Origin of the sequence: Ochrobactrum teleogrylli (assembly GCF_037482325.1) — a bacterium.
In the GTDB taxonomy this organism is placed as follows: Bacteria; Pseudomonadota; Alphaproteobacteria; order Rhizobiales; family Rhizobiaceae; genus Brucella; species Brucella teleogrylli.
The window spans coordinates 2,523,858-2,539,056 of record NZ_JBBHKQ010000001.1 but is presented as its reverse complement, the minus strand read 5'-3'; the positions used below and the strand labels follow the sequence as shown (position 1 = coordinate 2,539,056).

Here is a 15,199-nt window from a genome sequence, read left to right as displayed (position 1 = left end):
GTCCATGATAATAAAGATTTGCGCACCGAATTCCCCTTCAAAATTTTGAAAGACATCCAATGAGAAAGCTCTTTCTTAATGCCGCATAAGGCGGAATACTTCACGATGGGAACAAAAGCGGGAACGCCGCCGGTCTGCCATAAAAATGTGCTTTCATTGCAAAAACAGCACTGGCAAACCGAGTAAAATCAGCAACTTGCGGCGGTTCGGCTGTTAATGGCCGGAGAATCACGCATGCGGTCAGGAGTGCAAATGGGTCAGGGACATCACGGCGATGAGGGCAGAACAGGTCGGTTGACGACACATGTTCTCGATACGGTCAGCGGCAAGCCTGCTGCGGGATTGCGTATCGAATTGCGCCGGATCGAGAATCACACGCCGCACAGCGTCAAGGAAATCCGCACCAATCAGGACGGGCGCAGCGGTGAGCCGCTGCTGGCCAATGGCGACCTGCAACGCGGCTCCTATGAGCTCCTGTTTCATGTCGGCGAATATTTTGGCAAGGACGAAGACGGCGTGCCGTTCCTTGACGTGGTGCCGTTGCGCTTTGGTGTTTCCGATGAAAAGGCGCATTATCATGTGCCGCTTCTGGTTTCGCCTTTTTCCTATTCGACCTATCGCGGGAGCTGAGCAGGATGGTTCAGTCTGTGAGAAACAGAATATGTTTTCTTCTCAATGGCGAGCGGGTTGAACTCGACCGGGTTTCGCCAACGGAAACGCTGCTCGATTATCTGCGTCTGGCCTGCAAGCTGCGCGGCACAAAGGAAGGCTGCGCCGAAGGCGATTGCGGCGCCTGCACGGTGCTGGTCGGCAAGATCGCGGGCAGCGAACTCGTCTATGAAAGCGTCAATGCCTGCATCCGTTTCGTCGGTTCACTGGATGGCTGCCATGTGGTGACGGTCGAGCATCTGCGCGGTGCCGATGGCGGTCTGCATCCGGTGCAAAAGGCGATGATCGACTTCCACGGCTCGCAATGCGGCTTCTGCACACCGGGTTTTGTCATGTCGCTTTACGGGCTGTGGATGCGCAATCCGAAGCCCGCCGACCCTGCCATTGAAAAGGCGCTGCAAGGCAATCTCTGCCGCTGCACCGGCTATGAGGCGATCATTCGCGCCGCCCGTGCCATTTCCGATTACGGCAATACGACGGAAGACCCGCTGGCGGCAGAACGCGCCCATGTGCTGGAACAGTTGAATTCCATGCGCGACGGTTCGCGGGTCGAAGTAGGCGAGGGCAAGGACCGTCTGGTCGTGCCTGCCGATCTCGACGATTTTGCCACTGTGCTGGCCAATGAGCCGAAGGCGACCGTGGTGGCCGGTTCCACCGATGTGGGCCTCTGGGTCACGAAGATGATGCGCGATATTTCGCCGGTCGTCTTCATCGGCCATCTGACCGAATTGCGGGCGATCACCGAGGACAACAATGTCGTCACCATTGGCGCGGGCGTGACCTATACGGAGGCCTTCGCTTTCCTTGCCAAGTGCATTCCGCAGCTTGGGCAACTCATCAACCGCATCGGTGGCGAGCAAGTGCGTAATATGGGCACGATCGGCGGTAATATCGCCAATGGTTCGCCCATCGGCGACACCCCACCGCCGCTGATCGCGCTCAACGCAAGGCTGACGCTGCGCAAGGGCGATAGCCGCCGCACCATTCCGCTGGAAGATTTCTTCATCGCCTATGGCAAGCAGGATCGTCAACCCGGCGAATTCGTAGAGGCGGTACATGTGCCGATCCCGGCGGAAGACAACCACTTTGCGATCTACAAGGTTTCCAAGCGTTTCGAGGAAGACATCACCGCAGCGCTCGGCGCATTCCACATGGCGCTCGATGCGGCAGGCAAGGTCGCTTCCATTCGCATCGCCTATGGCGGCATGGCGGCGACACCAAAACGCGCCTTTGCCGTGGAAGCCGCACTTCTGGGTCAGCCATGGAGCGAAGATACAGTGGAGGCCGCAATCGGTGCCTATGAGCAGGATTACCAGCCCTTGAGCGATATGCGCGCCACAGCGGATTATCGCCTGATGGTCTCGAAGAATTTGTTGCGCCGCTTCTATGCCGAAACGCAAGGGCAAGCCGAACCCTTGCGCGCTCAGCATATCGAAGAAGCGGTCTGAAGGAGGCAGGCATGAACAAACATCCTGCAAGCACGATCAAAGCCGCAGCTATAAAAGGTGGTGTCGCCACCGACCAGAAGCATGATTCCGCGCATAAGCATGTGACGGGCGAGGCGGTCTATATCGACGATATTCCCGAACCCGAAGGCACGCTGCATGTCGGCGTCGGCCTTGCGACGGTGGCCCATGCCAATATCAAGTCTATCGACCTTGCCGCTGTGCGCGCTGCACCCGGTGTGGTCGATGTGCTGACTTATCGCGACATTCCCGGCGAAAACGACGTTTCGCCATCGGGCATGCATGACGATCCAATCTTCGCAGTCGATAAGGTGCAGTTTCACGGCCAGCCGATCTTTGCCGTGATTGGTCGCACCCGCGATCAGGCCCGCCGCGCCGCGCGTCTGGCCAAGGTCGAATATGAGGAAATGCCCGGCCTGTTTTCCATTGCCGGTCTCGACGGCGCAAAAGACCGTCTGGTCTTCACGCCGCTGACGCTTAATCGCGGCGATGCCCGCAAGGCCATCGACGAGGCCCCGCGCAAGGTCAAGAGCCGCATGATGGTCGGCGGTCAGGACCATTTCTATCTCGAGGGACAAGCTTCTCTGGCCGTTCCCGGTGAAGATGAAGACGTCACCATCTATTGCTCCACGCAGGGGCCGAGCGAAACGCAGCATCTGGTCGCCCATGCGCTGGGTGTGCCGAGCCATTCGGTCACGGTTGAAGTGCGCCGCATGGGCGGCGGCTTCGGCGGCAAGGAAACGCAGGCCAATCAATGGGCCGCTATTGCCGCTATCGCCGCCAAGAAGCACAAGCGCGCGGTGAAAATCCGTCTCGACCGCGATGAGGACATGACCGCCACGGGCAAGCGTCATGATTTCATGATCGATTACGAGGTCGGTTTCGACGACGAAGGCAATATTCTGGGCGTCGATTATATGTTCGCGCTCAATGCCGGTTTTTCCGCCGACCTTTCGGGACCGGTCGGCGACCGGGCGCTGTTTCATTGCGACAATGCCTATTTCTTTCCGGCAGTGCATGCGCAATCCGCGCCGCTTTATACCAATACCGTGTCCAACACGGCGTTTCGCGGTTTTGGCGGCCCGCAGGGCATGGTCGGTGCCGAACGTGTCATCGAGGAAGTGGCCTTTGCGGTTGGCAAGGACCCGCTCGATATCCGCAAGCTCAATTTCTACGACGCGATGGGTACCGAGGGTGGCGCTCGTAACGTCACACCCTATCACCAGAAGGTGGAAGACTGCATCATCCAGCGCATTGTTGCGGAACTGGAAGAGAGCGCCGATTACGCTGCGCGCCGTGAGGCTATCCGTGAATTCAACGCCAAGAGCCGCACCGTGAAGCGCGGCATGGCGCTGACGCCGGTGAAATTCGGCATTTCCTTCACCAAGACCGAGTCCAATCAGGCCGGTGCGCTGGTGCATGTCTATAATGACGGCTCGGTGCATATGAACCATGGCGGCACGGAAATGGGGCAGGGCCTCCATATGAAGGTGGCGCAGGTCGTGGCGGAAGAATTCCAGATCGACATCGACCGGGTGAAGATCACCGCGACCACCACCGCCAAGGTGCCGAACACTGCGCCGACGGCGGCATCGTCGGGTGCCGATCTCAACGGCATGGCCGCGCAGGATGCCGCGCGCCAGATCAAGAAGCGGCTGATCCGTTTTGCTGCCGAGCAATATCGGGTGCCGGAAGATCAGGTTGTATTCCTGCCCAACCGCATTCGCGTCGGCAATCAGGAGATCAGCTTCAACGATCTAGTGAAGCAGGCCTATATCGGGCGCGTGCAGCTTTCCGCCGCCGGGCACTACAAGACGCCGAAAATCCACTGGGACCGGGCGAAGGGCAAAGGCCATGCCTTCTATTATTACGCCTATGGCGCGGCCTGTTCGGAAGTCTCTATCGATACGCTGACCGGCGAATATGTGGTGGAACGCACCGATATTCTTCACGATACCGGACGCTCGCTCAACCGTGTCATCGACATCGGCCAGATCGAAGGCGGCTTTGTGCAGGGCATGGGCTGGCTCACCACAGAGGAACTAGTCTGGGACGATAAGGGGCGGCTGCGCACCCATGCGCCGTCCACCTACAAGATCCCGCTCGCATCCGACCGGCCCAAGATTTTCAATGTCGCGCTGACCGACTGGTCGGAAGCCTATGAGCCGACCATCCATCGCTCGAAAGCGGTGGGCGAGCCGCCGCTGCCGCACGGCATGTCGGTGCTTTATGCGCTGTCGGATGCGGTGGCGAGCGTTGCCGACCACAAGATCAGCCCGCGTCTCGATGCGCCAGCCACGCCTGAGCGTGTGTTGATGGCCATTGAGCGGCTGCGCGCGCAAAAGGGGTAACACTATGAGTCGCGGCACGCTGGGCAGGCGGGACGATATAAGGGCATTCCTGAACCGTCGCCACGACAGCGTGCTGGTGGAGGTGGCGGACGTGAAGGGCTCTGCGCCCCGCGATGCCGGGGCATGGATGCTCGTCGCCCGCGATATGATCTTCCGCACCATCGGCGGTGGACAGCTCGAATATATGGCCATCGACCACGCCCGGAAAATACTCGCTGGCGGTCGCGATTCTCCGATGGATGTGCCTTTGGGGCCGGAGATCGGCCAATGCTGCGGCGGGCGCGTGGCCCTGAATTTCAGGCGCGTCAATCGCGGCCTTGCGGATGAACTGGTCAGCAAGGTCGATGCGGAAATTGCTACCCGTCCGCATGTCTATGTTTTCGGCGCAGGCCATGTCGGCGATGCGCTGGCCTATGCGCTGTCGCTGACGCCGGTGCGGGTGGTGCTGGTGGATACGCGTGAGGCAGAACTGATGGCTGTCGACGCGCCGGGCGTCGAAACCTGCCTTGCGGCCATGCCGGAACAGGTGGTGCGTTCCGCACCGCCGGGCAGTGCGTTCATCATACTGACGCATGATCACGCGCTTGATTTTCTGATCGCCGCCGAGGCGCTGCAACGCCGCGATGCGATCTATGTCGGCATGATCGGCTCGAAGACGAAGAAGGCGACTTTCAAAAATTGGTTGAACCGCGAATTCGGCAGCGACGAGTTGTTTGAAGAGCTCATCTGCCCGGTCGGCGGTGCGGTCGTGAAGGACAAACGGCCCGAAGTCATTGCAGCCCTTGCGGCGGCCGAAGTGCTGACCGCCGTTTTGTGTGTCAATTATTCCAAGGCGCTGAGATGCTGACGCATTACGCCTAGTGATCTGATTCCAACATTTGCATCTACCGCGCGGGCTCAACCAAGCCATCATATCCGTTATCGTTGAGCCAGCCACCCGTAAAGCCGGCTCGCTTCAATCCGTCGCGAATATAACTGCTCTTTTTCATCGTGTCCCATATCAGGCGGCTGTAATAATTTTCAATCATGAGCACAATCGGTCCCTGATCAATACCAATATATTGATAACCCACCCATCCATTTACATATGGAGACTTGTTTACGGTGAGGTTGAAAGCGTCGAAGAAGCCATATTTACCATAAACAGGCCTGTTTCCAACGTTTATATTCTTCATATGTTTTAATGTGGGAATGACAATATCTGGTGCAAATGCGATGGAGCCACCTGCTGCCGTAGGCGCAATCGTACCATCGTCAGAAACGATGGTGCCGCCGGCATCTGTATAAGCATCCGCAGGATTGATAACGCCCAGACGCCCGGCGCCACGGGCAGTATAGCCGAAATAGCGCTTTCCCTGTGCGTCCCAGTAAGGTTCGCCACCAGAATCATTGGCAGGGCCATCGCATGCTGTAAGCCCCCACACATTTTCGCCATATCCCTTGAAACCCAGTGGATTGGCGACCGCATAGGCTTGCTGATGATAGGTCGCACGGCAGCTGTTCTCGAAATAGTCCAGCCCGTTTTCTTTGTTCCAGTCGTCCTGGATGCCTTTAAAATCAAGCCAGATATGGCTGTATTGGTGGCCAAACATGGGCGCGAAACGAAGCAGGGTTTTGTCCTGATAAGAGCATATTTGCCGGTAATAATTACTGGTCCATCCCTCTTTCCATGCAGACGGTGGAAGCGAAAATGTAGGCGCGCCCAGTGCAAGGATATATAATATCATTGCTTCATTATAGCCGAGCCACGGGGCTGACACAAAAGAGCCCCCCGATTCCGGCAGCCAGCCCATGGCAATTGTCTTTTTGTCGGCTCCACCCCGCATCCAGCTCCAGTTTACTTTTGAATAGATCTGACCGGAGAGGTTGCGAATAGCTTTCTCTAGCGGGTCAGAAGGGTTGGAATAGTAGGCTTGAGCAAACAGCGCCCCTGCAAGCAGCAAAGCGGTATCAATGGATGATAATTCGCAGGTGTTATAACGGGTGCCGCTGTCCTTGTGCAGGAAATGGTAGAAAAATCCATTGTAACCCGTGAAGCCGCTCGTCCCGTCGCCCTGAGGTGCGGTGGCAAAAAAATGAAGGGTATTATACGTTCGTTCTGCGGCCTCATGACGAGCAATATATCCGCGCTCGACACCGACAGCGTAGGCTGTAAGGGCAAAACCCGTGGCTGCGATGCTTGTGAAATCCTGATCGAGATGCCCTTCCGAATTGCGATCGGGGATAAGGCCGTGGGGACTATTTTGCCCGCTCTCCCAGAACCATTGGAAGGTGCGCTTCTGGATGTCTTCAATTATCGGGTCGCGATTTGAAGCATCAGGTGAAATATTTTCTCTCAAAAAAATAATTCCTTGAAATTTATTCACATTTTCTCTGAACCGTTGGATTTACGGGTTGATACTCATGGAATTTTTAAAATGAGTATTGTGTAAAATGTATTATTTTGAATTTATATTTCTAATATATTTGAAAACTTTATCATATTAATTGTCAATTCGAATAGTTTGGTCGCTTATTGTTGCGTGGATTAGATAGTATTGCCGCTTTGATGGCCGTTACTATCACGGGATTTATGGTTCATCATCCAGAACAGGAGATTTTGAACGGGCGCGGCCCCTGATAGTATGGAGCAGCTCCTCCGGTCGGCGGTGCGGTCTTGAAGGACAAACGGCCGGAAGTCATTGCAGCCCTTGCGGCGGCCGAAGTGCTGAACGCCGTTTTGTGCGCCAATTTAAAGCAATGTTCCGTTAATTAATATTAAACTCGGCAAAAGAACTAGATTTCTCGTCAAATATACTTACAATATCGATTTTTGCGATGTATTTATCAGAAATATTGAGGGGATCAAGTTCATACCCCCATTGTCTTTTGCTTGGGATGGCGTCACTAAACGATAGAATGTTGTAGCCGTCTAAAGCGAAGTTCTCATATACAGTTATAGTAAAGTTTAACTGAGGTGGCTTTTTGTTGTTTAAATTCCAGTTAAATGTTATATATCGCTTATCGTTGTCGTAGGATGCACTAAAATCTAGTATCTCGCTGGGACCTGCAGGTTTCGGTTTGGCATCAAATTGGTTTGGCGTTAGTTTTATTTCACCAGTGTTGTTTCCAAAATTGCCGCCTGCTGTAAGTTTGATGTTGACGTTTTGAGCGAGTTCTGCAGTCCATGAGCTGTAAGGTTCGCCGCCAGATGCCGTATAATATAAGGGCTTTTCCCACACTCCCCCAGATTGCATTTTGAAATGCTGACCATAAATGCCGCTATAGCCTAACGCAGATCCACCAAAACGCTGTAGGTATCCGGTGATACTATCGCCCTCGAGAGAATAAGAGAGTAGTCCAAGGTTTGCTACCATATATTCTGTCCAAATCCCGGAAGAGTAGTCATACATGAAGTATCCCATAAAATTATCAGTCCTATTCGGCCTCTTCCAACGTCGAATGACAGTTGCGTACCAAGTATCAACGTTCCATGGCATCGGGCTGATGAACTGGTTTTCCACGCGTAGTTCTTTGGGATTACCTTGAGAATAAATAACGCTGGATGTTGGTGCTACATAGTCCAGAAGAACTGGGTTGCCCGCACCGCTGATCGACGGGTCATCCGCGTTCCAAAATAAACAGATATTACTATTGCCAATGCCACGGCGAATGCCGACGTAGCCGTTTGGCTCGTTGAAATGAAAATCACAGCCTGACCACTCAATGCCATTTGCAAGCCCATCCCGTGGTACGCCTTGTTCAATGTAATATAATTCAGCGCTATCGCTTTTAAATTTGGAGGTAATATATGGCCCCCAGCTGGGGACAAGGCTTTGATCGTCGGCGTTAATAAAGTTCTTTGATTTTCTCATAACGAATATCCTTGTTAAATATACGTCCAGCTTCTCCTTTTCGGGTGTCTTCGGAAATCTGTTTTCCATTACAGCTAGTATGCAGTGCAATCTGCCTAAGCCAGCGCTTCCCGTATCAGCCGCTGGCAGCGCTCCGTCATGAAATCGATGATCAGACGCACCTTCGGGTCCTGAAAACGCTTGTGCGGATAGATCGCCGCAAGCTGGATCGGTGCTGGCGGCGTGCTTTCGAGGAGCGGCACCAGCCGTCCGTCGCGGAGATATTCCTTCACCTCGAACAGCGGCTTGTTGATGATGCCGCGCCCGCCCAGCGCCCATTGCGTCAATACGTCGCCATCATCGGAATCATAAGGTCCGGTGACTTCGAATTTGCGAAGACCTTCCGATGTTTGCAGCGACCAGTAATATTCCTTCGACCCCGGAAAACGCAGCAGCAAACAGTCATGCGTGTCGCCCAGCAGCTCTTCCGGTGATTGCGGAATCCCATGTTTTTCAAGATATTGCGGGGCGGCGCAGATCACGCGCTCACAATTCAGGATGCCGCGCATGCGCAAGTTGGAGTTTTCCAGAACACCGAGTTTGAAGGCGACATCCACGCTTTCGCTCATAATGTCGATCTCGTGGTCAGATAGTCGCAGGCGCACTTCGATATCTGGATATTTGTCGTGAAACTCCGGAATGCCCGACGCGATGAGCCTGCGGCCAAGCCCCAAAGGCGCGGTGATGCGAATCGATCCCTTGGGATTTTTCGCAAGTTCCGCGACGGCTGCTTCCGCCTCATCGACCGCTTCGAGGATTTTCAAAGCGCCGTCATAGAATATGCGGCCATGCTCGGTCGGCGTCAGCTTGCGCGTGGTACGGTTGAAGAGCCGGACGCCAAGATGCTTCTCCAACTCCTTGATTCGATTACTCGCAACCGCCGGAGAGGCGCGCTGGTCGCGCCCGGCGGCAGAAAGATTTCCCAATTCGACAACGCGCACGAAAACGCGCAGATTATCAAGATAAGACATGCGTCCCCTCCACGATTGTCTAGTTTTTTTTGAAAGTGATGGTCGTGTTGTGACGTTCCCTCGGACGCAAAGCTTTGGCACATAATGAGATAACGAACAATGGGGCGAACAATGGGAGTGCCTGATGTATGATTTTGCCGTAGCCTGGGACTGGCTGGGCTTCGCAGCGCGGTGGCTGCATGTCATTACCGCGATTGCGTGGATCGGCTCGTCTTTCTACTTCATCGCGCTTGATCTCGGTCTGCGCCAGCGTCCCGGCTTGCCGGTTGGTGCGCATGGCGAGGAATGGCAGGTCCATGGCGGTGGTTTCTATCACATCCAGAAATATCTGGTTGCGCCTGCCGAAATGCCGGAACACCTGACCTGGTTCAAATGGGAATCCTACGCCACCTGGCTGTCGGGCTTCACGCTGCTCTGCATTGTCTATTACACGGGCGCCGATCTTTACCTGATCGATCCGAATGTGCTCGATGTGTCAGTTCCGGTTGCCATCGCGATTTCCATCGCCTCGCTGGCCTTTGGCTGGGTCGCCTATAACACCATCTGCAAGCTGATGCTGGGCAAGAGCGACACGCTTTTGATGGTCATGCTCTATGCGGTGCTCGTGTTCGTGGCCTGGGGCTATACGCATCTGTTCACCAGCCGCGCGGCCTTCCTGCATCTGGGCGCTTTCACGGCGACGATCATGTCGGCCAACGTGTTCATGATCATCATCCCGAACCAGAAAATCGTGGTGGCCGATCTCATCGCCGGTCGCAAGCCCGATCCGAAATACGGCAAGATCGCCAAGCAGCGCTCGACGCATAACAATTATCTGACGCTGCCGGTGCTGTTCCTGATGCTGTCGAACCACAATCCGCTGGCTTTCGGCACGCAGTATAACTGGATCATCGCCTCGCTGGTGTTCCTGATGGGTGTTACGATCCGCCATTGGTTCAACACCCAGCATGCCCGCAAGGGCAAGCCGACATGGACCTGGCTGGTGACGGTCATCCTGTTCATCGTCATCATGTGGCTTTCCACCGCACCGAAGATTCTGACCGGCCAGCCGGAAGAACAGAAGGTTTCCGCTTTACAGCAAACTTTCATCTCGGACCCGCACTTTGGCAAAGTGCGGGATACCGTTTTGGGACGCTGCGCCATGTGCCATGCGGCGGAGCCGGGTTGGGAAGGCATGATCACGCCGCCGAAGGGCGTGACGCTTGAAACGGATCGGGAAATCGCCGCCCATGCGCGTGAAATCTATTTGCAGGCCGGTCGCTCCCATGCCATGCCGCCCGCCAATGTGACCGGAGTGACCGATCAGGAGCGCCAGCTTCTCGCCTCCTGGTATGAATCCGCTACTGCTGGAGCAAAGTAACAATGACCAGACTTCTCATCCGTGGCCGCGTTCTGACCTTTCGCGATGAGCCGCAAAGTCTCGATGACAGCGCTTCCTATCGCTATATCGAAGATGGTGCCATTTTGGTCGAAGACGGACGCATTGTGCGCCTTGGGGAGTATGCGCAAGTTAGCGCGGAAGCGGGCAGCGATGTGAAGTTGGCCGATCATCGTCCGCATCTGATCCTGCCGGGCTTCATCGATACGCATATCCATTATCCGCAGACCCAGGTGGTCGCGTCCTATGCCGCCAATCTCCTGGAATGGCTCAACACCTATACATTCGTGGCCGAACAAAAATTCGCCGATGAGCAGCACGCGGAATTCATCGCCGAGCGTTTTCTGGACGAGCTAATCCGCCATGGCACCACCACGGCTGTCGCTTATTGCTCGGTGCATCCGCAAAGCGTCGACGCCTATTTTCGTGCTTCGCAGCATCGCAATATGCGTATGCTGGGTGGCAAGGTGATGATGGACCGCAACGCGCCGCCCGCTTTGCGCGACACCGCCCAATCCGGTTACGACGACAGCAAGGCGCTGATTGCGCGCTGGCACGGCAAGGACCGGCTCGACTATGTGATCACGCCACGCTTCGCCATTACCTCGACGCCGGAACAGCTCGAAGCCAGTCAGGTGTTGGCCCGTGAACATCCCGAGTGCTTCATCCAGACGCATTTGTCGGAAAACCACGACGAGATCGAATTCACCAAGTCGCTTTACCCGGATGCGCCGGACTATCTCGGCATTTACGAGCATTATGGCCTGCTGGGCAATAAGACGCTGCTCGGCCACTCCATCCATCTGGAAGATCGCGAAGTGCGCGTGATGGCGGAAACCGGCTCGGTGGCGGTGTTCTGCCCGACCTCGAACCTGTTCCTCGGTTCCGGCCTGTTCGACCGTGATCGCCTGAAGGCGTCGGGCGTGCGCATGGCTGTGGCAACCGATGTCGGCGGCGGCACCAGTTTTTCCATGCTGCGCACCATGGACGAGGGCTACAAGATCTTGCAGCTGCGCGAACAGCGCCTGAACCCGTTCCAGTCCTTCTACATGATGACGCTTGGCAATGCTCGGGCGCTGTCGATGGAAGACAAGATCGGCACGCTGGAGGAAGGCACCGAAGCCGATATCGTGGTGCTTGATTCAGCCGCCACATCGCCGATGCGTCTGCGCATGGCGGCAGGCGCAACGCTGGAACAGGAGCTGTTCCTGCTGCAAACGGTCGGCGACGACCGCGCCATTGTCGAGACCTATGTGGCGGGGAGGCCGCTCAAGACGGAACTGTAAAGTACAGATGTAGCCTGACGATTTTCGCCTAATCCGTCGCTTCGCTTCCCCCTCATCCTGAGGTGCGGAGCGAAGCGAAGCCTCGAAGGACGAGGGCAGGCGCTGGTTCGTTTTCCCTCAGCCCTTCGAGACGCTTTCCTTCGACAAGCTCAGGAAAGCTCCTCAGGATGAGGGAAAAGAGCAGCGTGGCAACATAGAGTTCAGCCCAAAATAATCGTGTTCAGAGCTCTTCCGGTCGCTTGCCGCCAATGGCGCGGGTCAGCTGATCGGCGGTCGCGCGGATGAGCGGCCCCAGCTCTTCGAGCTTCTTCTTTGGCAGGCGCACCGCGGGGCCGGAAACGGAAATGCCAGCAATGCCCTCGCCATATTCGTTGAAAATCGGGGCGGCGATGCAGCACATGCCGAGCGTGTGTTCCTCGTCATCGATGGACCAGCCGCGCATGCGTGTCGCCTGAATGTCTTTCAAAAGCGCGGGCAGGTTGTCGAGCGTGCGCTGGGTGAAGTGCTCCAGCGCTTTTCCTGAAAGCGCGCGGGCGATTTCGCCATCCGACCAGGTCGACAGAATTGCTTTGCCGATGCCCGATGCGTGGATCGGTCCGCGCCGTCCGGGACGAAAGAAGGCGCGCATCGGCGCATGGCTTTCAATCTGCGAGATGAACACCACATCGCCGTCGTCCTCGACGCCGATATTCGCGGTCTCGCCGCTCGTCTCCATGAGTTGCTTCAGATAGGGGCGCGCCAGCGTGCCCAGCTTGCGGAAGCGGCGAAAGGCATTGCCGATTTCAAACGCCTTGACACCGATGGTCCAGTCGCCGCTTTCCAGATCGTGCGAAACCATGCCGTGATTGGCAAGCGAGGATAACAGCCGGTGCACGGTGGAAGGTGCCATGCCGCTCGCATCGGCGAGATCGGTCAGGGTTGAGCCATCATTCTCGGCGATCAGCGCCAGAAGTTTCAGGCTGCGGTCCAGAACCTGCACGGACGAGGGCGCTGCATTATCCGCCGCCTTGCGGCCCCGCTTTGCCTTGGCCTGTTCCATCTGCCCGCCTCCGATTCTGCTGTGATCATTCACTATCCTATCGCTGCACCCGCGAAAAGGGCCGCCGATTATCTCCATTCCGTTGAAAATCTTTATTTCCATATAATGGTATGCATTTCCATTTTTTGAAAATAGGATTTGTAAATGGAGAATAATTCCATAGGAGGATTGGCCATGGCCAGAATGCGTGCAGTCGATGCAGCCGTGCTTGTGCTGGAGAGGGAAGGGATTAATTGCGCTTTCGGCGTGCCGGGTGCAGCCATCAACCCGTTTTATTCGGCCATGAAGGCGCGCGGTTCGATCCGCCATATCCTGGCGCGTCACGTCGAGGGCGCTTCGCATATGGCCGAAGGCTATACGCGGGCAAAGCATGGCAATATCGGCCTGTGCATCGGCACCTCCGGCCCGGCGGGCACGGATATGATCACTGGCCTTTATTCCGCTTCCGCCGATTCCATTCCGATCCTCTGCGTCACAGGGCAAGCCCCCCGCGCCCGGCTCGACAAGGAGGACTTCCAGGCAGTCGATATCGCTAAAATCGCGGCCCCCGTTACCAAATGGGCGGTCACGGTCATGGAGCCCGCACTGGTGCCTTTTGTGTTTCAAAAGGCGTTCCATGTCATGCGGTCGGGCCGTCCCGGTCCGGTGCTGATCGATCTGCCGGTCGATGTCCAGCTTGCGGAAATCGAGTTCGACATCGACACCTATCAGCCGATGGAGGCCTATAAGCCAGCCGCCACGCGGGCGCAGGCCGAAAAGGCGATTGCCATGCTGAACGCGGCGGAACGCCCGCTGATCGTTGCTGGCGGCGGCATCATCAATGCCGATGCGTCGGATTTGCTGGTCGAATTCGCCGAGATCACCGGCATTCCGGTCATCCCGACCCTGATGGGCTGGGGCGTCATCCCGGACGATCACCGTCTGATGGCGGGCATGTGCGGCCTCCAGACCTCGCATCGCTACGGCAATGCCAATCTGCTGGCCTCCGATGCGGTCATCGGCATCGGCAATCGATGGGCCAACCGTCACACCGGCAATGTCGATACCTATAAGAAGGATCGCACCTTCATCCATGTCGATATCGAACCGACGCAGATCGGGCGCGTCTTTGCACCAGATTTCGGCATCGTGTCCGATGCGGGCAAGGCGCTGAAGCAGTTGCTCGACGTTGCGACCGAATGGAAGGCGGCAGGCAAGTTGCGCGACTGGTCCGGCTGGGCGAAGGAATGCGAGGGCCGCAAGCGCACCATGCTGCGCAAGACCCATTTCGATCAGACGCCGCTGAAACCCCAGCGTGTCTATGAGGAGATGAACAAGGCTTTCGGTCGCGACACCTGCTATGTGACCACTATCGGCCTCAGCCAGATCGCGGGCGCGCAGTTCCTGCATGTCTATCGCCCGCGCAACTGGATCAATTGCGGTCAGGCCGGTCCGCTTGGCTGGACCCTGCCTGCGGCTCTGGGCGTCCGTGCCGCCGATCCCGACCGGCCTATCGTGGCGCTGTCGGGCGACTATGACTTCCAGTTCATGATCGAGGAACTGGCGGTCGGCGCACAGCACAAACTGCCTTACATTCATGTGGTCGTGAACAACTCCTATCTCGGCCTGATCCGTCAGGCGCAGCGCGGCTTCAATATGGATTTCGAGGTCAGCCTCGCCTTCGACAACATCAATGCGTCCGGCGATGCGGAGAAGGGCTATGGCGTCGATCATGTGGCGGTTGCCGAAGGTCTCGGCTGCAAGGCGATCCGGGTGCGCAGCCCTAACCAGTTTGCGGAAAGTTTCGAGCAGGCCAAGGCGCTGATGCAGGAGCATCAGGTGCCCGTCGTGATGGAATTCATTCTGGAACGCGTCACCAATATTTCCATGGGCGCCGACATCGATCAGGTGGTCGAGTTCGAGGACCTGGCCGAGCGCGGCGAGGATGCGCCGACCGCGATTGCGGCATTGCTGGATTAGCGGCGCGATTTTTCCCCCGGCTTCACTCCTCATCCTGAGGTGCGGAGCGAAGCGAAGCATCATCCTGAGCCCGTCGAAGGGTCGAAGGGTGAGGGCAGGCACGGTGCGTTTTCCCTCGCCCTTCGAGACGCCTCCCTTCGACAAGCTCGGGAGGCTCCTCAGGATGAGGGAAAAGAACAACATTTGA

11 protein-coding genes and 1 pseudogene are annotated in these 15,199 nt (G+C 56.5%); 8 read left to right on the top strand and 4 right to left on the bottom strand.

Annotated features, from left to right (window positions below; genetic code table 11):
• The first annotated feature begins 252 nt into the window (after window positions 1-252).
• The 4 genes from uraH to xdhC are packed head-to-tail and all read left to right on the top strand — an operon-like array spanning window position 253 to window position 5,333.
• Window positions 253-630 carry a hydroxyisourate hydrolase gene (uraH, locus tag WIX40_RS11960; RefSeq protein ID WP_121537280.1) on the top strand — a complete coding sequence of 126 codons (378 nt, stop codon included), beginning with the start codon at window positions 253-255 and terminating at the stop codon, window positions 628-630.
• A gap of 5 nt (window positions 631-635) precedes the next feature.
• Window positions 636-2,117, top strand: a complete 1,482-nt coding sequence (xdhA, locus tag WIX40_RS11955; protein WP_339439981.1) for a xanthine dehydrogenase small subunit — start codon at window positions 636-638, stop codon at window positions 2,115-2,117.
• Between the two features lie 11 nt (window positions 2,118-2,128).
• Window positions 2,129-4,486: a xanthine dehydrogenase molybdopterin binding subunit gene (gene xdhB / locus WIX40_RS11950; protein ID WP_339439979.1), complete on the top strand. Its 2,358-nt coding sequence runs from the start codon at window positions 2,129-2,131 to the stop codon at window positions 4,484-4,486.
• Between the two features lie 4 nt (window positions 4,487-4,490).
• Window positions 4,491-5,333 carry a xanthine dehydrogenase accessory protein XdhC gene (xdhC, locus tag WIX40_RS11945; RefSeq protein ID WP_339439978.1) on the top strand — a complete coding sequence of 281 codons (843 nt, stop codon included), beginning with the start codon at window positions 4,491-4,493 and terminating at the stop codon, window positions 5,331-5,333.
• A gap of 37 nt (window positions 5,334-5,370) precedes the next feature.
• On the opposite strand, the gene WIX40_RS11940 is transcribed toward xdhC, so the two are convergent.
• Window positions 5,371-6,852, bottom strand: coding sequence for a glucoamylase family protein (locus tag WIX40_RS11940; protein ID WP_140025376.1), 1,482 nt, complete (start codon window positions 6,850-6,852; stop codon window positions 5,371-5,373).
• A gap of 272 nt (window positions 6,853-7,124) precedes the next feature.
• On the opposite strand from WIX40_RS11940, the pseudogene WIX40_RS11935 reads away from it, so the two are divergent.
• A pseudogene (locus WIX40_RS11935) lies at window positions 7,125-7,241 on the top strand (xanthine dehydrogenase accessory protein XdhC); the annotation flags it as partial.
• Here the strand turns inward: WIX40_RS11935 and WIX40_RS11930 are convergent.
• Window positions 7,234-8,340, bottom strand: a complete 1,107-nt coding sequence (locus WIX40_RS11930) for a DUF3472 domain-containing protein (RefSeq protein ID WP_339439977.1) — start codon at window positions 8,338-8,340, stop codon at window positions 7,234-7,236. The pseudogene WIX40_RS11935 and the gene WIX40_RS11930 overlap by 8 nt on opposite strands.
• Before the next feature lie 95 nt (window positions 8,341-8,435).
• A complete protein-coding gene (locus WIX40_RS11925; RefSeq protein WP_121537288.1) occupies window positions 8,436-9,350 on the bottom strand; it encodes a LysR family transcriptional regulator in 915 nt (304 codons plus the stop codon).
• Window positions 9,351-9,474: 124 nt separating this feature from the next.
• Here WIX40_RS11925 and WIX40_RS11920 point away from each other — a divergent pair, with 124 nt between their 5' ends.
• Both WIX40_RS11920 and guaD read left to right on the top strand, forming a co-directional pair.
• Window positions 9,475-10,710 (top strand): urate hydroxylase PuuD, encoded by a 1,236-nt coding sequence (locus WIX40_RS11920; RefSeq protein ID WP_339439975.1) that lies wholly within the window; start codon window positions 9,475-9,477, stop codon window positions 10,708-10,710.
• A 2-nt stretch (window positions 10,711-10,712) separates the two neighbouring features.
• The gene (gene guaD / locus WIX40_RS11915) at window positions 10,713-12,014 is read left to right on the top strand and encodes a guanine deaminase (RefSeq protein ID WP_339439974.1); all 1,302 of its coding nucleotides are present in this window, start codon (window positions 10,713-10,715) and stop codon (window positions 12,012-12,014) included.
• A gap of 220 nt (window positions 12,015-12,234) precedes the next feature.
• On the opposite strand, the gene WIX40_RS11910 is transcribed toward guaD, so the two are convergent.
• A complete protein-coding gene (locus WIX40_RS11910) occupies window positions 12,235-13,053 on the bottom strand; it encodes an IclR family transcriptional regulator (RefSeq protein ID WP_339439973.1) in 819 nt (272 codons plus the stop codon).
• A 174-nt stretch (window positions 13,054-13,227) separates the two neighbouring features.
• Between WIX40_RS11910 and gcl the strand changes: the two genes are divergently transcribed.
• Complete coding sequence (gene gcl / locus WIX40_RS11905; RefSeq protein WP_339439972.1) at window positions 13,228-15,012, top strand: glyoxylate carboligase; 1,785 nt, start codon at window positions 13,228-13,230, stop codon at window positions 15,010-15,012.
• The last annotated feature ends 187 nt before the right edge of the window (window positions 15,013-15,199 follow it).